The organism is Flavobacterium defluvii, from assembly GCF_900129555.1.
Classification (GTDB): Bacteria; Bacteroidota; Bacteroidia; order Flavobacteriales; family Flavobacteriaceae; genus Flavobacterium; species Flavobacterium defluvii.
The window spans coordinates 157,937-172,386 of record NZ_FQWC01000005.1 but is presented as its reverse complement, the minus strand read 5'-3'; the positions used below and the strand labels follow the sequence as shown (position 1 = coordinate 172,386).

General features: G+C 33.5%; 13 protein-coding genes. 9 read left to right on the top strand and 4 right to left on the bottom strand.

Features of this window, described 5'->3' with window-relative positions; all coding sequences use genetic code 11:
- Positions 1-11: 11 nt before the first annotated feature.
- Positions 12-3,137 carry a SusC/RagA family TonB-linked outer membrane protein gene (locus tag BUC29_RS12810; protein WP_073416570.1) on the bottom strand — a complete coding sequence of 1,042 codons (3,126 nt, stop codon included), beginning with the start codon at positions 3,135-3,137 and terminating at the stop codon, positions 12-14.
- Between the two features lie 1,052 nt (positions 3,138-4,189).
- Between BUC29_RS12810 and BUC29_RS12805 the strand changes: the two genes are divergently transcribed.
- The 9 genes from BUC29_RS12805 (at position 4,190) to moaA (ending at position 11,649) form a co-directional block, all read left to right on the top strand.
- Positions 4,190-5,359, top strand: coding sequence for a molybdopterin molybdotransferase MoeA (locus tag BUC29_RS12805; RefSeq protein WP_073416569.1), 1,170 nt, complete (start codon positions 4,190-4,192; stop codon positions 5,357-5,359).
- Positions 5,360-5,541: 182 nt separating this feature from the next.
- Positions 5,542-6,288 carry a sulfite exporter TauE/SafE family protein gene (locus tag BUC29_RS12800; RefSeq protein WP_073416568.1) on the top strand — a complete coding sequence of 249 codons (747 nt, stop codon included), beginning with the start codon at positions 5,542-5,544 and terminating at the stop codon, positions 6,286-6,288.
- A gap of 204 nt (positions 6,289-6,492) precedes the next feature.
- Complete coding sequence (locus BUC29_RS12795; protein WP_073416567.1) at positions 6,493-7,062, top strand: molybdenum cofactor guanylyltransferase; 570 nt, start codon at positions 6,493-6,495, stop codon at positions 7,060-7,062.
- A 5-nt stretch (positions 7,063-7,067) separates the two neighbouring features.
- Complete coding sequence (gene cobA, locus BUC29_RS12790) at positions 7,068-7,856, top strand: uroporphyrinogen-III C-methyltransferase (protein ID WP_073416722.1); 789 nt, start codon at positions 7,068-7,070, stop codon at positions 7,854-7,856.
- 1 nt (position 7,857) lies between these two features.
- Positions 7,858-8,097, top strand: coding sequence for a MoaD/ThiS family protein (locus BUC29_RS12785; protein WP_073416566.1), 240 nt, complete (start codon positions 7,858-7,860; stop codon positions 8,095-8,097).
- A gap of 10 nt (positions 8,098-8,107) precedes the next feature.
- Positions 8,108-9,193 carry a HesA/MoeB/ThiF family protein gene (gene moeB / locus BUC29_RS12780; RefSeq protein ID WP_073416565.1) on the top strand — a complete coding sequence of 362 codons (1,086 nt, stop codon included), beginning with the start codon at positions 8,108-8,110 and terminating at the stop codon, positions 9,191-9,193.
- 106 nt (positions 9,194-9,299) lie between these two features.
- Complete coding sequence (locus tag BUC29_RS12775; RefSeq protein WP_073416564.1) at positions 9,300-9,731, top strand: molybdenum cofactor biosynthesis protein MoaE; 432 nt, start codon at positions 9,300-9,302, stop codon at positions 9,729-9,731.
- Between the two features lie 9 nt (positions 9,732-9,740).
- Entirely contained in the window at positions 9,741-10,655 is a 915-nt protein-coding gene (gene moaCB, locus BUC29_RS12770) for a bifunctional molybdenum cofactor biosynthesis protein MoaC/MoaB (RefSeq protein WP_073416563.1), read from the top strand.
- Complete coding sequence (gene moaA, locus BUC29_RS12765) at positions 10,642-11,649, top strand: GTP 3',8-cyclase MoaA (RefSeq protein WP_073416562.1); 1,008 nt, start codon at positions 10,642-10,644, stop codon at positions 11,647-11,649. Before moaCB ends, moaA begins: the two co-directional genes overlap by 14 nt.
- Positions 11,650-11,788: 139 nt before the next feature.
- On the opposite strand, the gene BUC29_RS12760 is transcribed toward moaA, so the two are convergent.
- The 3 genes from BUC29_RS12760 to BUC29_RS12750 form a co-directional block, all read right to left on the bottom strand.
- Entirely contained in the window at positions 11,789-12,415 is a 627-nt protein-coding gene (locus tag BUC29_RS12760) for a hypothetical protein (RefSeq protein ID WP_073416561.1), read from the bottom strand.
- 689 nt (positions 12,416-13,104) lie between these two features.
- The gene (locus BUC29_RS12755; RefSeq protein WP_073416560.1) at positions 13,105-13,725 is read right to left on the bottom strand and encodes a class I SAM-dependent methyltransferase; all 621 of its coding nucleotides are present in this window, start codon (positions 13,723-13,725) and stop codon (positions 13,105-13,107) included.
- Position 13,726: 1 nt separating this feature from the next.
- Positions 13,727-14,440: an exonuclease/endonuclease/phosphatase family protein gene (locus BUC29_RS12750; RefSeq protein ID WP_073416559.1), complete on the bottom strand. Its 714-nt coding sequence runs from the start codon at positions 14,438-14,440 to the stop codon at positions 13,727-13,729.
- Positions 14,441-14,450 lie beyond the last annotated feature (10 nt).

Sequence of the window (14,450 nt, the reverse complement as noted above, 5' to 3'; positions counted from 1 at the left end):
ATTTTTTTTACTTAGAAAGTTACGTTCAGTCCCGAGATGAATGTTTTTGAGTTTGGATAAGAACCAAAATCAATTCCCGGATATAAGTTGTTTTGTTCGTATGAGCTTACCTCAGGATCATAGCCAGAGTATTTCGTCCAGGTCACTAAATTTTCTGCAGAAACATAGAATTTTACGCTTTTTGCTCCCAGTTTTTTTGAAGCACTTTTTGGTAAAGTATAGCCAAGTGTGATTAATTTTAATCGTAAGAAAGACGCATCTTCTACATAACGTTCAGAAACAATTCCCAGTGGTGAACTTGATGCTCTCGGAATTTCGTTACTTGGATTTGTTGGTGTCCAGCGATCAACCAGAGCAGTTGAAGCATTTGTTCCAAGGGTTGAAATTTCTAACTGCTGATTTAAAGCGTTGAAGATTTTTGCGCCATAAGAACCCTGAAAAGAGAAATTCAAATCAAAATCATTGTATGAAATTGTGTTGCTGAAACTTCCAACAAATTTTGGCTGAGATGAACCTAAATTACCTTTATCAAGTGCTGTTATTACACCGTCTCCGTTAGTGTCAACATATTTTCGGTCTCCCACTTTTGTATTTGCCAAACTGTTGATTTTTGGCTGTGTGTTAACTTCTTCCTGAGTCTGGAAAATTCCATTTGTTCTGTATCCCCAAAAAGTTCCTAATGGCAGTCCAACTTTTACTGTTACAGGCTGCTGTTGTAATAAAGAACCGTTTGGTACTACAGGGAAAAACTGATTAACACCATTTCCAATTTCTACAACTTTGTTTCTGTTGGCAGAAAACACAAGATTTGAGTTCCAAGAAAAGTTTTCTGTTTTAAGGTTTTCTGTATTTAAACCAATTTCGATACCTTTATTTTCAACACCTCCAATGTTTTGAAGAACACTCGCATAACCAGAAGTTAACGGAACAGGAACACTGATTAATAAATCGTTAGTTTTCTTGTAATACACATCAAAAACAAAATTGATTTTTCTTTCTAAAAGTGATAAATCTAATCCAACGTTATATTGTGTTGTTTTTTCCCATTTCAAATCCGGATTTGCCAATCGGGTAGGAGCAAGACCTGTGTATAGTGTTCCGCCAAAAGAATAATTTACAGAACCCATTTGAGCTAAGGCAAGATAGTTTCCAATTTCCTGGTTTCCTGTTGTTCCGGCAGTAATTCTAAGTTTTGCCTCTGTTACACCTTTTATGTTATTTGCAAATTCTTCATCGGTAATATTCCAAGAGAAACCTGCAGAAGGGAAATAACCCCAGCGCGATTCAGCACCAAATCTCGAAGATCCGTCTGCACGGGCAGAAAGTGTAAAATTATATTTTCCTCTATAAGAATAATTTACTCTCGCCAGCCATGATTTTAAAACACTTTCGTATGCATCGCTGTATGGTTTTACGGCAACACCATCCTGTAAAGCATTATAAGTATTGGCATCATTTACAAAAGTATTAGCTCCCGCAGTAACTACTTCACCTTTTGTGTATTGAAGTGTGTAACCTCCCAAAGCTGAGAATTTATGGTTTTCACCGAAGTTAGTATTATAGTTTAGTGTATTTTCATTTAAAACAGAACTTACCAATCTGTCTCCAACAGAAGCTGAACCTTTTGTTCCTGCACCGTTTGATGTATTTGCCGGAGCATAATAGTTTTGTTTTGTATCGATTACATCACCGCTTACGGCAACTTTAGCAGTTAGTTTTTTAGTGATTTTATATTCGCCAAATAAACTGGTAAGGATTCTGTTGATTTTAGTTTCGTTAATAGTATTTTCTAAATCGTTAATTGGGTTTGGTACAAAACCATTTACTGAAGTAGCATAAATATTATTTTTTACATTATAAGTTCCGTCTTCATTTCTAATAGGAACAACCGGAGCGGTTAATAAAACACTCACTAAAGGGTTTGGATTTCTTCCACCGGCACTATTGCTAGCTATACCATTTGAAACGGAATTGCTGTAATTAGCGTTAACGCCGAATTTAAAGTTTTGAGAATAGTTTTTTTCATAGTTAACACGAAGTGAAATTCTTTTAAAATCAGATCCCAAAACAATTCCTTCCTGATCAAAATATCCGGCAGAAATAGCATATCGTGATCTTTCGTCTCCACCGGAAAATGACAATTGATGATTTTGTACCGGAGTTGCTTTTTTAAATGCAGCCGACTGCCAGTCATAGCTTCCGGAAGTTTTAAAAGCTTCAATCTGTGCATCAGAAAAAGATGGAGTCTGACCAATACTTGCCTGCACATCATTTCGTAAACTTGCCCATTGGCTGGCATTCATTACGCTAAGTTTTTTCGAAATATTCTGAACTCCAAAATATCCCTGATATGAAATATTATCCTGACCTTTTGTTCCTTTTTTAGTTGTAATAATAACGACACCGTTTGCCCCACGAGAACCGTAAATTGCCGTTGCCGATGCATCTTTTAAGACTTCAATAGATTCAATATCAGAAGGATTTATCGTAGACAAAACATTTAAGCTTGCTCCGGCATTCGCTACTCCGGCAGAGCTGTTTGCGTTGTCATTGTAAATCAAAATTCCGTCCAGAACATAGAGAGGTTCGTTACCTGCCGTGATTGAGTTTCCTCCACGAATACGAACGCTTGAAGAAGCTCCCGGCCGACCAGAACTTTGTGTAACTACCACACCCGAAACTGCGCCGCGCAATAAGTTATCTGCGGATGATGTTACCTGAGATAAATTGGCTTTTGGTACAGATGCTACAGAACCCGTAATGTCTTTTCTCTTTTGAGTTCCGTACCCTACCACAACTAGTTCGTCAAGTTCTTGTCTTTCTTCTTTTAAGTGAATTATTACCGGATTTTTTTCTACTACGATTTCCAGTTTTTTATATCCTATGTAGCTTACGATTAAAGTGTAAGGAAATTTCTGGCCTGTCTGAAAATAAAATTTTCCTTCAGCATCTGTCACAACTCCGTGAGTTGTACCTTTAATTGTTACAGATGCACCTATAATTGGCTGATTTGTAATGTCATCGACTACCGTTCCGTCGAGTTTAGATTGTATAAGCGGTGTTGTATTTTGTGCCTGAAATTGCAGGGATGTTAACAAAATTGTAACCCATAAAATGAGGTTTATATTTTTTTTCATTTCTTTGTAATGGTTTAAGTAATTAACAAGGTGCCCTGAGAGCTGAATTTTCAGCACTCTGATTGTTTCCTTGATTTAGTGATAAATGTTCTTTAAGCCTCGCCATTTCTGTTGCCGCAGAAATGGCTTTTTTTATTTACAGCAACAGCTTTGCATTGTTTTCATTTTAGTTTTTTTAGTTGGTTAATTATTTTCTTTTTAAAATATAGGTATGTTCAAAAATCCTTTTGCTGCAGCTTTTGCATCAATTAGATGATTGTAATTCAATAAAAGTATTCTGGTGGTGAAATTGAGATTTCGTTTTTTTTAGATTTAGTATTTAATCTAATAACGAACGGATTGCGTTGGTAATTAACAACAGAAGCACATATAACAACAATTGTTATAAGTATTATTTTTAGGAAGAATGAAATACGATATGCTTACGGTTGTTTTCACAATATAGTTTTTTTAGTTTGAAATATTATCTTAAACTCTACTAATCCTATAGACAAAGTTAATTTTAATATAATAAAAACCAAAAGTTTAGTAAACTTTTTTTAAAAAAATAATAAGTTTTATATGGTTAGGTTTAAAATTTATAGAGTTAAATTACTGCAAATCAATTACTTATGTTTGTTGTTTATTTTTTATATGTTAAAAATATTTTTTTTTCAACTCAAAAATTGTAGTATTTTACGGTTAATTTGCTAGTTATTAATATCTTAAATTGCTTTAAATAAGTCACAAAACACTTCAAAACACCTTCAAAAGCATTATGGAGTGAAAGCAAAATGTTGTGATGACATTAAATTCTTGAAATTTTAATGGTTAATGTTTGTAATATAGTTTTCCTCTTCTAATAATTAGACAGATATACTATGTAATGAAAGACAATTTGAGAATGAAATAGCGATCATCTCTTCAATTTTAAAAGCTATTTGAGTTTTTATAAATCTATTTAAAAGAATTACGCTAAATTTATATTCTTAAAAAAGTGTAAGTAATTGATAAAATTAAGTAAATACTTGTATTTGTAATAAGTACTCTTTTGCCTCCAAAAAAACAGCCTAATGATAAAAGTAGAACAAGCCATAGAAATAATTGAAGCAAACAGCAAAAAAATGCCAACAAAGCTAATTTCGGTCAGAAAAGCATTGGGCTATGTTTTGGCCGAAAAAATAATTTCGCCAATCAACATGCCGCCGTTTCGTCAGTCGGTTATGGATGGATATGCTTTTACGCATAGTATTAGACATCAATATGATATAGTTGGAATTTCACAAGCAGGAGATTATTCGAATATAAAATTAAAAAGTACCGAAGCAATTAGAATTTTTACCGGTGCTTTTGTTCCGGATGATGCAGATACAGTCGTAATGCAGGAAGACGTAATGGCAAATAAAGATTCGATTTTGATTGCAGCAATGCCCGAAAAATTGTCAAATGTGCGTCCGAAAGGAGAACAAATTGCTAAAGATGATATTGTTTTTGAAGCCAATACATTGCTAACGCCTGCGGCAATTGGTTTTTTGGCAAGTTTAGGAATTACAGAAGTTGAGGTATACAAAAAGCCCAAAGTTGCCATTTTAGTTACGGGAAACGAATTAATACAACCGGGAAAAAAATTAAAAAAAGGAAAAATATTCGAAAGTAACTCGATAATGCTTGAAGCAGCCCTTCAAACTATCGGAATACAAAAAGCAAAAGTTTACAGAGTAAAAGATAATCTTAAAGCAACTAAAAAAGCATTAAAAGGTATTCTAAAAAAATATGATATTGTTTTGATTTCGGGCGGAATTTCGGTTGGGGATTATGATTTTGTAAAAGAGGCATTATTGCAAAATGAGGTAAAAGAGCTTTTTTATAAAATCAATCAAAAACCGGGAAAACCTATGTTCTTCGGATCTAAAAATGATACCTTAATTTTTGCTTTACCAGGAAACCCGGCTTCATCATTAACAAATTTTTACATTTATGTTTTGCCGGCAATAAAAAACAGAATAGGATTTTCTGAAATTCATAAAACAAAAGTCGTTCGAAAATTAAATTCAGAAATTAAGAATGATACAGGAAAAACATTGTTTTTAAAAGCAAAATACGACGAAACGAATGTCACAGTTTTGAATGGTCAAAGTTCAGCAATGCTCAATACATTTGCGGTTGCTAATAGTTTATTGATCGTTCCTGAAAATATAAAAGAATATAAAAAAGGGCAGTTAGTAACGTTGCTGCCGATTTGATTAAATTTTAGATTTTAGAATTCAGATTTTAGATTTTTAGAATAAGAAAATAGAATGAAGAGTATAGAAAATAGATTTTTGGGATTAAGGATGAAAAGCGGTGTGTAATTTTAAACATATAGCAAAGCAACTTGAAACTTTAAACAAAGAAAACCTGAAACAAAACAACAAAGAACAAAAAAATGAACCTATTAAGTTCCGAAAATATTCTATTATTCAGTTTCGCATTAATCATTATTGCGTTTTTATATTCAAGCGTAGGACATGGCGGGGCTTCAGGATATTTGGCTTTGATGAGCATTTTTGCTTTTCCGGTTTCTATTATGAAACCATCGGCTTTGTTGTTAAATTTATTTGTTTCGAGTATTTCGTTTTTGTTTTATTACAGAAATAATTATTTCAGACCAAAGTTGTTTTATCCGTTTGCAATAGCCTCGATTCCAGCGGCATTTATAGGCGGATTTATCACTTTAGATAATGCGATTTATAAAATCATTTTAGGAATTATCTTGGTTTTTGCGGCTTTAAGATTGTTTGGAATATTTAATTTTAAAGAAAAAGAAGAAGTAAAAATAAATCTTCCTTTAGCATTGGGAATTGGTTTCGCAATCGGTTTATTATCTGGAATGCTGGGAATTGGCGGCGGAATTATCCTGAGTCCGATTCTGTTATTTCTGGGCTGGGCATCGGTAAAAGAATCGGCTGCGGTTTCGAGTTTATTCATTTTTGTGAATTCATTTGCCGGAATGTTAGGTTTCTTTTTAGCAGGAAAAACAATACCTGTTGAAAGTTTTTATTTAGTGCCAATTGCAGTAATTGGAGGAATGTTAGGCGGATTTTACGGAAGCGGCTCTTTCTCAAACAGAACCTTAAAAATGGTTTTAGGAACGGTTATTTTAATGGCAAGCGTTAAATTGATTTTTCCGTGATAATTATAAAATGGAATTAACCGCAAAGAACGCAAGGTTTTGAAAAGTGGTTTATAAAATGGAAAAGAACGCAAAGCTTTGTGTAGATACAGTTTTGCGAACATAAATTTAAAAGTTATAAACAAGAAAAAAATTTAACGCACTTTGCGGTAAAAACTCATTTCATCCTGAAACTTGAAACGTTAAACCTGAAACAAAAAAACAATGAAAACAACAGTATTTATTCTTTGTGGCGGAAAAAGCTCCCGAATGCAGTCGGAGAAAGGCTTGGTATTGTTTCAGAAAAAACCATTTGTAGAACATATTATTCAGGCAATTTTACCCATTACAGATCAAATAAAATTAATTACAGATTCACAGGAATATGATTATCTCGAATATGAAAAAATACCGGATTTAGTTTTAGACAAAGGTCCTATAGGCGGAATTTATACAGCGTTGACACATTCTGAAACCGAATTTAATTTGATTTTGAGTTGTGATATTCCGTTAATTTCAACCGAATTATTAAAAGAATTAATTTCTAAACATACAGAAGAAGCAGGAATTACAGTATTTGCTTCAGAAAGTAAAACGCATCCCTTAATTGGAATTTATTCTAAAAAAATTCTTCCAATTTTAAAAACTGCGATTGAAAATGATGAACTAAAGATGATGGATCTTCTGGCCAAAGTACCGCATCAGATTATAAAAATAGAAGAAAGTGAAAATTTTCCTTTAACCAATATCAATTCGGCAGACGAATTAAATGACCTGAATATCAATTTAAGTTAATGATTATGCAAAGCTTAAAAATACCTAAATTAACGGTTGTAGGCGCAGGTCCAGGCGACGCTGAACTAATTACTATGAAAGCCATAAAAGCTTTAAAAAGTGCCGATGTAGTTTTGTATGATGCTTTGGTTAACGAGGAGTTATTAGAATATGCACCAAATGCCGAAACTGTTTTTGTTGGAAAACGATTAGGTTGCCACGCTTATACACAAGATCAAATTAATGACTTAATAGTTTCGATGGCAAAAAATTATGGACATGTTGTACGTTTAAAAGGTGGTGATCCGTTTGTTTTTGGAAGAGGAAGTGAAGAAATCGAATTTGCAGAACAATATGGCATAGAAACTGCCGTAGTTCCCGGAATTTCTTCGGCCTTGGGAGTTCCTGCTTCGGCCGGAATTAGTTTAACGCAGCGCAAAACGGCCGAAAGTTTCTGGGTAATTACAGGAACAACTTCAGATCATAAACTATCAAAAGATGTGCACTTGGCTTCAAAATCGGCAGCGACTGTAGTGATTTTGATGGGAATGCATAAATTAGACGAAATCATTTCTATTTATCAGGAAAACAGAAACGATGATCTGCCAATTGCCATTATTCAAAACGGAACAAAAAATTCCGAGCAAAAAGTGATTGGAACTATAAGTACAATTACTAAATTGGTTTCCGAAAAAAAGATAGCTTCGCCGGCCATAATTGTAATTGGCGAAGTAGTTAAAAATACATCAAACTGGATTGCCTATTTTCAGGAACATTTTGATGATGAATTCATTTTTCAAAATTTAAATTTATAAAATGATTGAGGTTAAATATTTTGGAGCTGTTGCTGAGAAAACAAAATGCGAATTCGAAAAATTATCTTTTTCTGAAGAATTGTCATTGCAAAAACTATTACAGGATTTAAACGAAAAATATCAATTGGAGTCGCTTTCATTCAGCGTTGCAGTAAATCAAAAAATAGTTTCAAAAGCAGCAGAATATGATTTGCAGACCAATGATATTGTAGCTTTATTACCGCCTTTTGCCGGAGGTTAAAAATTAATTTATGAGTGCATCTAACCGATATAACCGACAAATAATTCTTCCCGAAATAGGAGAGGAAGGTCAGCAGAAATTATCGAAATCTAAAGTTCTGGTAATTGGTGCAGGAGGTTTGGGGGCAGCAATTCTGCCTTATTTAGCAGCAGCGGGAGTTGGTGAAATCGGAATTGTAGATGATGACAATATTGAGATTTCAAATTTACACCGTCAGGTTATTTACAAAAGTTCCGGAGTTGGAAAATCAAAAGTTGAAGAAGCTAAATTGATGATTTCTGAATTGAATTCAGAAATAAAAGTCAGCACTTTTTCTCAAAAATTATCAGGTAAAAATGCCATCTCATTATTTCAAAATTATGATATTATTGTTGATGCAACAGATAATATTTCGATTAAATATTTAATAAATGATGCTTGTATGATAACCAGTAAACCAATGGTTTACGGATCGATTTTTAGGTTTCAGGGGCAGGTTTCGGTTTTTAATTATCAAAACGGGCCAACATACAGATGTTTATATCCTGATGAAACCAACAACGCATTAAATTGTGATGATGCCGGAGTAATTGGGATTTCGGTTGGAATTATTGGAATGTTTCAGGCGAATGAAGTTCTAAAAATGATTCTCGGAATTGGAGAAGTTCTAAGCGGAAAAATATTGGTTTATAATATTTTGAATAACGAACAGCAAAAATATGATTTTGATAAAAGTGATTTTCAGTCATTAAGCAGAGAAACATTCGAAGAAAAATATAATAAATCTGAAGTTGAAGAAATAAGTTTTCAATCTATTTTAGATGAAATAAACAATGAGAAAGTTTTGTTTTTGGATGTTAGAAATGAAGACGAATTGCCAAAAATGAGTTTAAAAAATCAAATCCAGATTCCGTTACCGCATTTAGAAAATGAAATTAAAAAACTGGATAAAAACCAAACCATTTATATTTTCTGTCAATCTGGAATTAGAAGTAAAATTGCAGCAGAGTTATTTCATAAACATCAATTTAAAAATGTAAAAAGTGTTGCAGGCGGAGCTTTGGCAATGAAGCAATTATTAGAAGAAAAAAAGAATAGCCACGAATTCACGAATTAATCCAATTAGTTTGCGGATAGATTTTAAAAAATAAATTCGTGAAATGTGAATTATACAAATTATTACGTGATCATTCGTGAATTCGTGGCCGAAAAAATATAACATAATGAGTAAAAATGTATTTGTAGAAGGCCCTATCTCGCCTGAGTTTATCGCCGAATCGATTGCTAAACATCAATCGAAACATACAATTGGCGCGCACAATATTTTTTTAGGACAAGTTCGTGCCGATGTAATTCACGACAATACAGTCGTTGCGATTGATTATTCGGCATATAAAGACATGGCAAATGAAGCTTTGTATACGATTCGCGAAAAAGCTTTTGCCAAATTTGACTTAACCTGCATGCACATTTATCACAGTCTGGGCGTTGTAAAAGCTGGCGAAATCTGTCTGTTTGTATTTGTTTCGGCGACACGACGCAAACAGGTTTATGAAGCAACAGAAGCTATTGTAAACTGGATTAAAACCGATGTGCCGATTTTTGGAAAAGAAATGTTTGAAAACGATACTTTCACCTGGAAACAAAATACCTAACAAAATAAAATGGTAGATATTACGCATAAAATAAGCACTTTAAGAGTTGCAACTGCAACCGCAATTGTAAAAGTCAGCAAACAAGAAACAATTGATGCCGTTGTCAATAATTTAGTGCCAAAAGGGAACGTGTTTGAAATGGCAAAAACTGCCGGATTATTTGCGGTAAAAAATACGCATCTATCAATTCCGGATTGTCATCCGCTTCCTATCGAATTTACTTCGGTTGAATATCAAATCGAAGGATTAGAGATTCATATTATTTTCAAGGTAAAAACCGTTTACAAAACAGGAGTTGAGGTTGAAGCCATGCATGGCGCATCGATTGTTGCCTTAACCATGTATGATATGCTGAAACCAATTGATAAAGAGATCGAAATTTCGACAATTAAATTAATCAATAAAGAAGGCGGCAAATCATCTTTCAAAAATAAATTCCCTAACGCAATAAAAGCGGCTGTTTTTGTGTGTTCTGATTCTATTTTTGCAGGCGATAAAGAAGATCGTTCAGGAAAAACAATTGTAGAAAAATTAGATTCATATGGAGTTGAAACATCACATTATGAGATTATTCCAGATGAACTTGATATTATTCAGGAAAAAACAAAAGCTTACGCAAAAGATAATCAGCTGGTAATTTTTACCGGAGGAACAGGGTTATCTCCACGAGATGTAACGCCTGAAGCTTTAGAACCAATTCTGGAAAGCAGAATTCCGGGAATTGAAGAAGCGATTCGTAATTACGGACAGCAGAGAATGCCTTATGCGATGCTTTCAAGAAGTGTTGCAGGAACTTTGGGTAAAAGTTTAGTTTTGGCTCTGCCGGGTTCAACAAATGGCGTAAGAGAATCGATGGATGCTGTTTTTCCACATGTAATGCATGTTTTTCATATTTTAAAAGGCAAAAACCATGACAGCCTCTAACACAATTTTGACGGACGGTTTTGGGCGCAGGCACAATTATCTGCGCATTTCGCTGCTGGAAAAATGCAATCTGCGTTGTACGTACTGCATGCCGGCTGAGGGAATCGTGCTTTCTCCAAAAGCTAGTTTAATGACAGCAGATGAGATTTTTGCCATTGCTCAGACTTTCGTACAAAATGGTGTTGAAAAAATCAGGTTAACCGGCGGAGAACCTTTATTGAGAAAGGATTTTCCTGAAATTGTTTCTAAATTATCAAAACTAGATATTTCACTTTCGATTACTACTAACGGAATTTTAATCGATCGGCATATAGAAGTTTTAAAACAGTTTAATGTCAAAAAAATCAATTTGAGTTTAGATACTTTGGTCGCTTCTAAATTCGCTTCTATAACGCTTAGAAATCAATTTGAAAAAGTTATTGATAATCTGCATTTACTGCTAAATAATGATTTTCAGGTAAAAGTAAATGTGGTCTTGATGAAAGGTTTTAATGAAAATGAAATTGCCGATTTTGTCAAATTAACACAGTTTCTGCCTATTTCTGTTCGTTTCATTGAGTTTATGCCTTTTGCCGGAAACGAGTGGGACAGAAGTAAAATGGTTTCGCAAAAAGAAATTTTATCATTAGTTGAAACACAATTTTCATCGGAAGAAATTCAAAAACTGGAAGATGAAAAAAACTTCACTTCGAGAAATTATAAAATAAAAGATTTTCAGGGTAATTTTGGCATTATTAGTTCCATAACAAATCCATTTTGCGATAGCTGCAACCGAATTCGTTTAACCGCTGATGGAAAAATTAAAAACTGCCTTTTTTCGAATTCTGAAACGGATTTATTGACTCCTTTTAGAAATGGTGAATCGATCTCGAATTTGATTGCGCAATCTGTTCAAAGTAAAAAGAAAGTCCGCGCCGGAATGGTAACAATTGATGAAATGAATGATCCTGCCAAACATTTTGATAATCGAAGCATGATTGCAATTGGAGGGTAGAAATGAATTGTGAATTGTCAGGCTGAGCGAAGTCGAAGCCTTTTTTACATAATCTTGTCATTTCTCCTTCACCGAAATGACAAAACTGTGCGTTAAAACAAAAAAAGGTTTAACTTTTTAAAGTCAAACCTTTCTGTAATTATTTTTTCTTTTTAGCTTTTGCCTTTTTTTGAGACTTAGCTTTTTTCTTTGCTATTTTTTTAGCTTTAGCTTTATCCTTTGCTTTCTTGGCTTTTTCTTTTTTCTTTGCTTTTGCTTTTTGTTTTGCCTTTTTAGCTTTCTCTTTCTTTTTTTCTTTTTTAGCTTTAGCTTTTTTCTTTGCAGCTTTCTTTTTTTCTTTTTTCTTCTCTTTTTCTTCTTTTGATTTTGCAGGTTTTTCAGAAATTTCCTGAGCTGCGTTTGCAGTATTTGTATTTTCTTCTTTAGGTTCAGTTACAGTTGCTGCAGCCGGGGTTAATACTTTTTTTGCCGGAGTTCTTTTTATTGCTGGCGTAGGAGTTGTTACTGCGGCAGTCTTTATAGCTGGTCTGGCAGGAGCGTTTACTGTTTTTGTCGCTGCCGCTTTTGTTACAGAAGCCGCGGGAGCTTTTACAGATGTAGTTTTAGCTGTTGATGATGCTGCCGGTTTAGCTGGAGCAGCTTTACGAACCGGAGCTTTTTTTACAGGTGTATTTTCAGTTTTTGAAGGTTCTGCAGCAGGCTGAACAACTTCTGTTTTTGGTGAATCGATATTCTCTGGATTCGTTTCTTCGGTCTTGTTTTCCATATTTTTAGTGCTTTTAATGAGGATTATTATCAATAATGTAACTAAATTGTTAACTTATAGTTAAGTAAAGATAATTATAAAACAAGTCTTTCAATGTTAAGTTTTTCGTGAATAAAGAATGTTAAGTTTTTGAAAATGAAATATTTAATTTTTTGAGTAAAATAAAAATCAAAATTTCTTAACAATTCTACATGAAAAATCGGTGTTTTTCTATTTTAATGTTATGTTTTAAGAAAAAAGATATATCTAAATATGACTTTTGAAAAACAAATACCTTCGCCCTGATTTGAAAGTCATCCTTTTGTATTGTCCAGATAACTATCGCTCGTATCCAAAATTTTGAAATTGCTTTTTGGAGCTTCGCAAAGCGAACAGCAATAATCTTCGCCTAAATCTGTAAATAAAATTCTTTTGAAATTCCCTGACTTTCGTATCCGTATTCGGGTTTATACCACGTTAAACATTCCTGACATTGATAAACATCGAGCTGTTATTTTTCTTTTTTCTGTAGGTTTATGCTCTGAAATCATTGAACATAAATATTTCTAATTTGAGGTTAAAAGGTTTTGATTTGAAGAATATAGATATTTCAGAGATTTACTACGTAGTAATACGTATGTTTATTCAAAAATAAGAAAGTGAGTTTTTTGTAGAGACGCACCGCAGTGCGTCTCCACGACGAATGTAATTTATTTTTTTCTTCCAACAAATCGAATTACAGAACCCGTTCCGTTATGGAATAAACCTTCGCTGAGTTCAATTTCTTTTTCTTCTAATTCGATGATTTCATAATTCGGAAAATCGGCTTTGATTTCTTCTATTGAAAAAAGAGATTCAATATCTTTTGGCCCGCCCACTTTTTCGTTTTTTGTTACATATTCCAAATGGTTTTTACTGAAAGCTTCAAAAATAATAAAGCCGTCTTTTTTTAATAATGTATCCAGCTGTTTGTGAATATCCGATTTAATTTCTGCGGGAAAGTGTGCATAAATTAAAGCAATACAGTCAAATTGTGATTTCTGAAAATCTAAAGTTTCCAGTTCGCCAACCTGATAATCGATTGATACGTTGTTTGCTTCAGCAAGTTTTAAGGCTTTGTTTTTTCCTTCTTCGCTAATATCAAAAGCAGAAACTTCCCAGCCTAGTTTAGCAGCAAAAACAGCATTTCGTCCTTCGCCTTCGGCTGGAAAAAGAATCGTTCCCGGATTTAATTTTCCCAGTTGTTCTTTTAAGTAATTGTTGGGTTCTTCGCCATATGCAAATTCTTCGGTGCTGTAACGGTCATCCCATCTTTTTGTCCAATTGTTCATTTTACAAATTGAATTTAATTATTATAGGTTTATGATCACTAAGCATTGTCCATTCTTGATAAGTTCCTATTTGAACGCTTTCTAATGCTTCAATAAAATCATTAGAAGCAAAACAATAATCAAGATGATAAGGCTTGTTTTCGTGTCTATAAAGATATAAAGTTGGATGCTCTTCTTTGCCCTGAATTTGATTAAAATATTTGTGATAGGTACTGAAAATATTTTTGTCTTCCAATTTATTTACAACCGTTGTGTGGTTGCCTTCTCTTCGGGGTTTGTCCCAAATCGTATTGCTATTGAAATCTCCAATTAAAATGGTTTTGGTTTCTTTAATAAGATCTTCATAATAATTAATGGCTTTCCAAACCTGAGTTACATATTGCCCGTCTTTGTCCTGAGGATTGTTTGCCCAAATTGCAAATAAAGTAAAATCGAATTTTCCACCAGTTACAGCAATTGGCAGAATATTTTGAAAAGAAGGATTATGACAATCCAACAATTGAAACCGATAATCGCTATAAGAGAAAACACCAAGTCCTTTATGCGGATTTGTTCCGTACCAAAGTATGTCTTTTGGTAATTGAACGTTAGCCGGAAATTTTAATTTTTCCGGGTTTTCACATTCTGAAATTACAACAATATCAGGATTATGAGCGAGAATAAATTCTGCTTTTTTTCTGAAGGCCATGTTGCAGTTCCAGGCTATGAGTTTCATTGATATAAGA

Bases quoted from the DNA above. Each gene is read 5' to 3' on its own strand.
- moaA (WP_073416562.1), top strand. From the start codon at position 10,642: ATGACAGCCTCTAACACAATTTTGACGGACGGTTTTGGGCGCAGGCAC.
- BUC29_RS12785 (WP_073416566.1), top strand. From the start codon at position 7,858: ATGATTGAGGTTAAATATTTTGGAGCTGTTGCTGAGAAAACAAAATGC.
- moaCB (WP_073416563.1), top strand. From the start codon at position 9,741: ATGGTAGATATTACGCATAAAATAAGCACTTTAAGAGTTGCAACTGCA.
- BUC29_RS12755 (WP_073416560.1), bottom strand. From the start codon at position 13,725: ATGAACAATTGGACAAAAAGATGGGATGACCGTTACAGCACCGAAGAA.
- BUC29_RS12795 (WP_073416567.1), top strand. From the start codon at position 6,493: ATGAAAACAACAGTATTTATTCTTTGTGGCGGAAAAAGCTCCCGAATG.
- BUC29_RS12775 (WP_073416564.1), top strand. From the start codon at position 9,300: ATGAGTAAAAATGTATTTGTAGAAGGCCCTATCTCGCCTGAGTTTATC.
- BUC29_RS12800 (WP_073416568.1), top strand. From the start codon at position 5,542: ATGAACCTATTAAGTTCCGAAAATATTCTATTATTCAGTTTCGCATTA.
- BUC29_RS12810 (WP_073416570.1), bottom strand. From the start codon at position 3,137: ATGAAAAAAAATATAAACCTCATTTTATGGGTTACAATTTTGTTAACA.
- BUC29_RS12760 (WP_073416561.1), bottom strand. From the start codon at position 12,415: ATGGAAAACAAGACCGAAGAAACGAATCCAGAGAATATCGATTCACCA.
- cobA (WP_073416722.1), top strand. From the start codon at position 7,068: ATGCAAAGCTTAAAAATACCTAAATTAACGGTTGTAGGCGCAGGTCCA.
- BUC29_RS12750 (WP_073416559.1), bottom strand. From the start codon at position 14,440: ATGAAACTCATAGCCTGGAACTGCAACATGGCCTTCAGAAAAAAAGCA.
- BUC29_RS12805 (WP_073416569.1), top strand. From the start codon at position 4,190: ATGATAAAAGTAGAACAAGCCATAGAAATAATTGAAGCAAACAGCAAA.
- moeB (WP_073416565.1), top strand. From the start codon at position 8,108: ATGAGTGCATCTAACCGATATAACCGACAAATAATTCTTCCCGAAATA.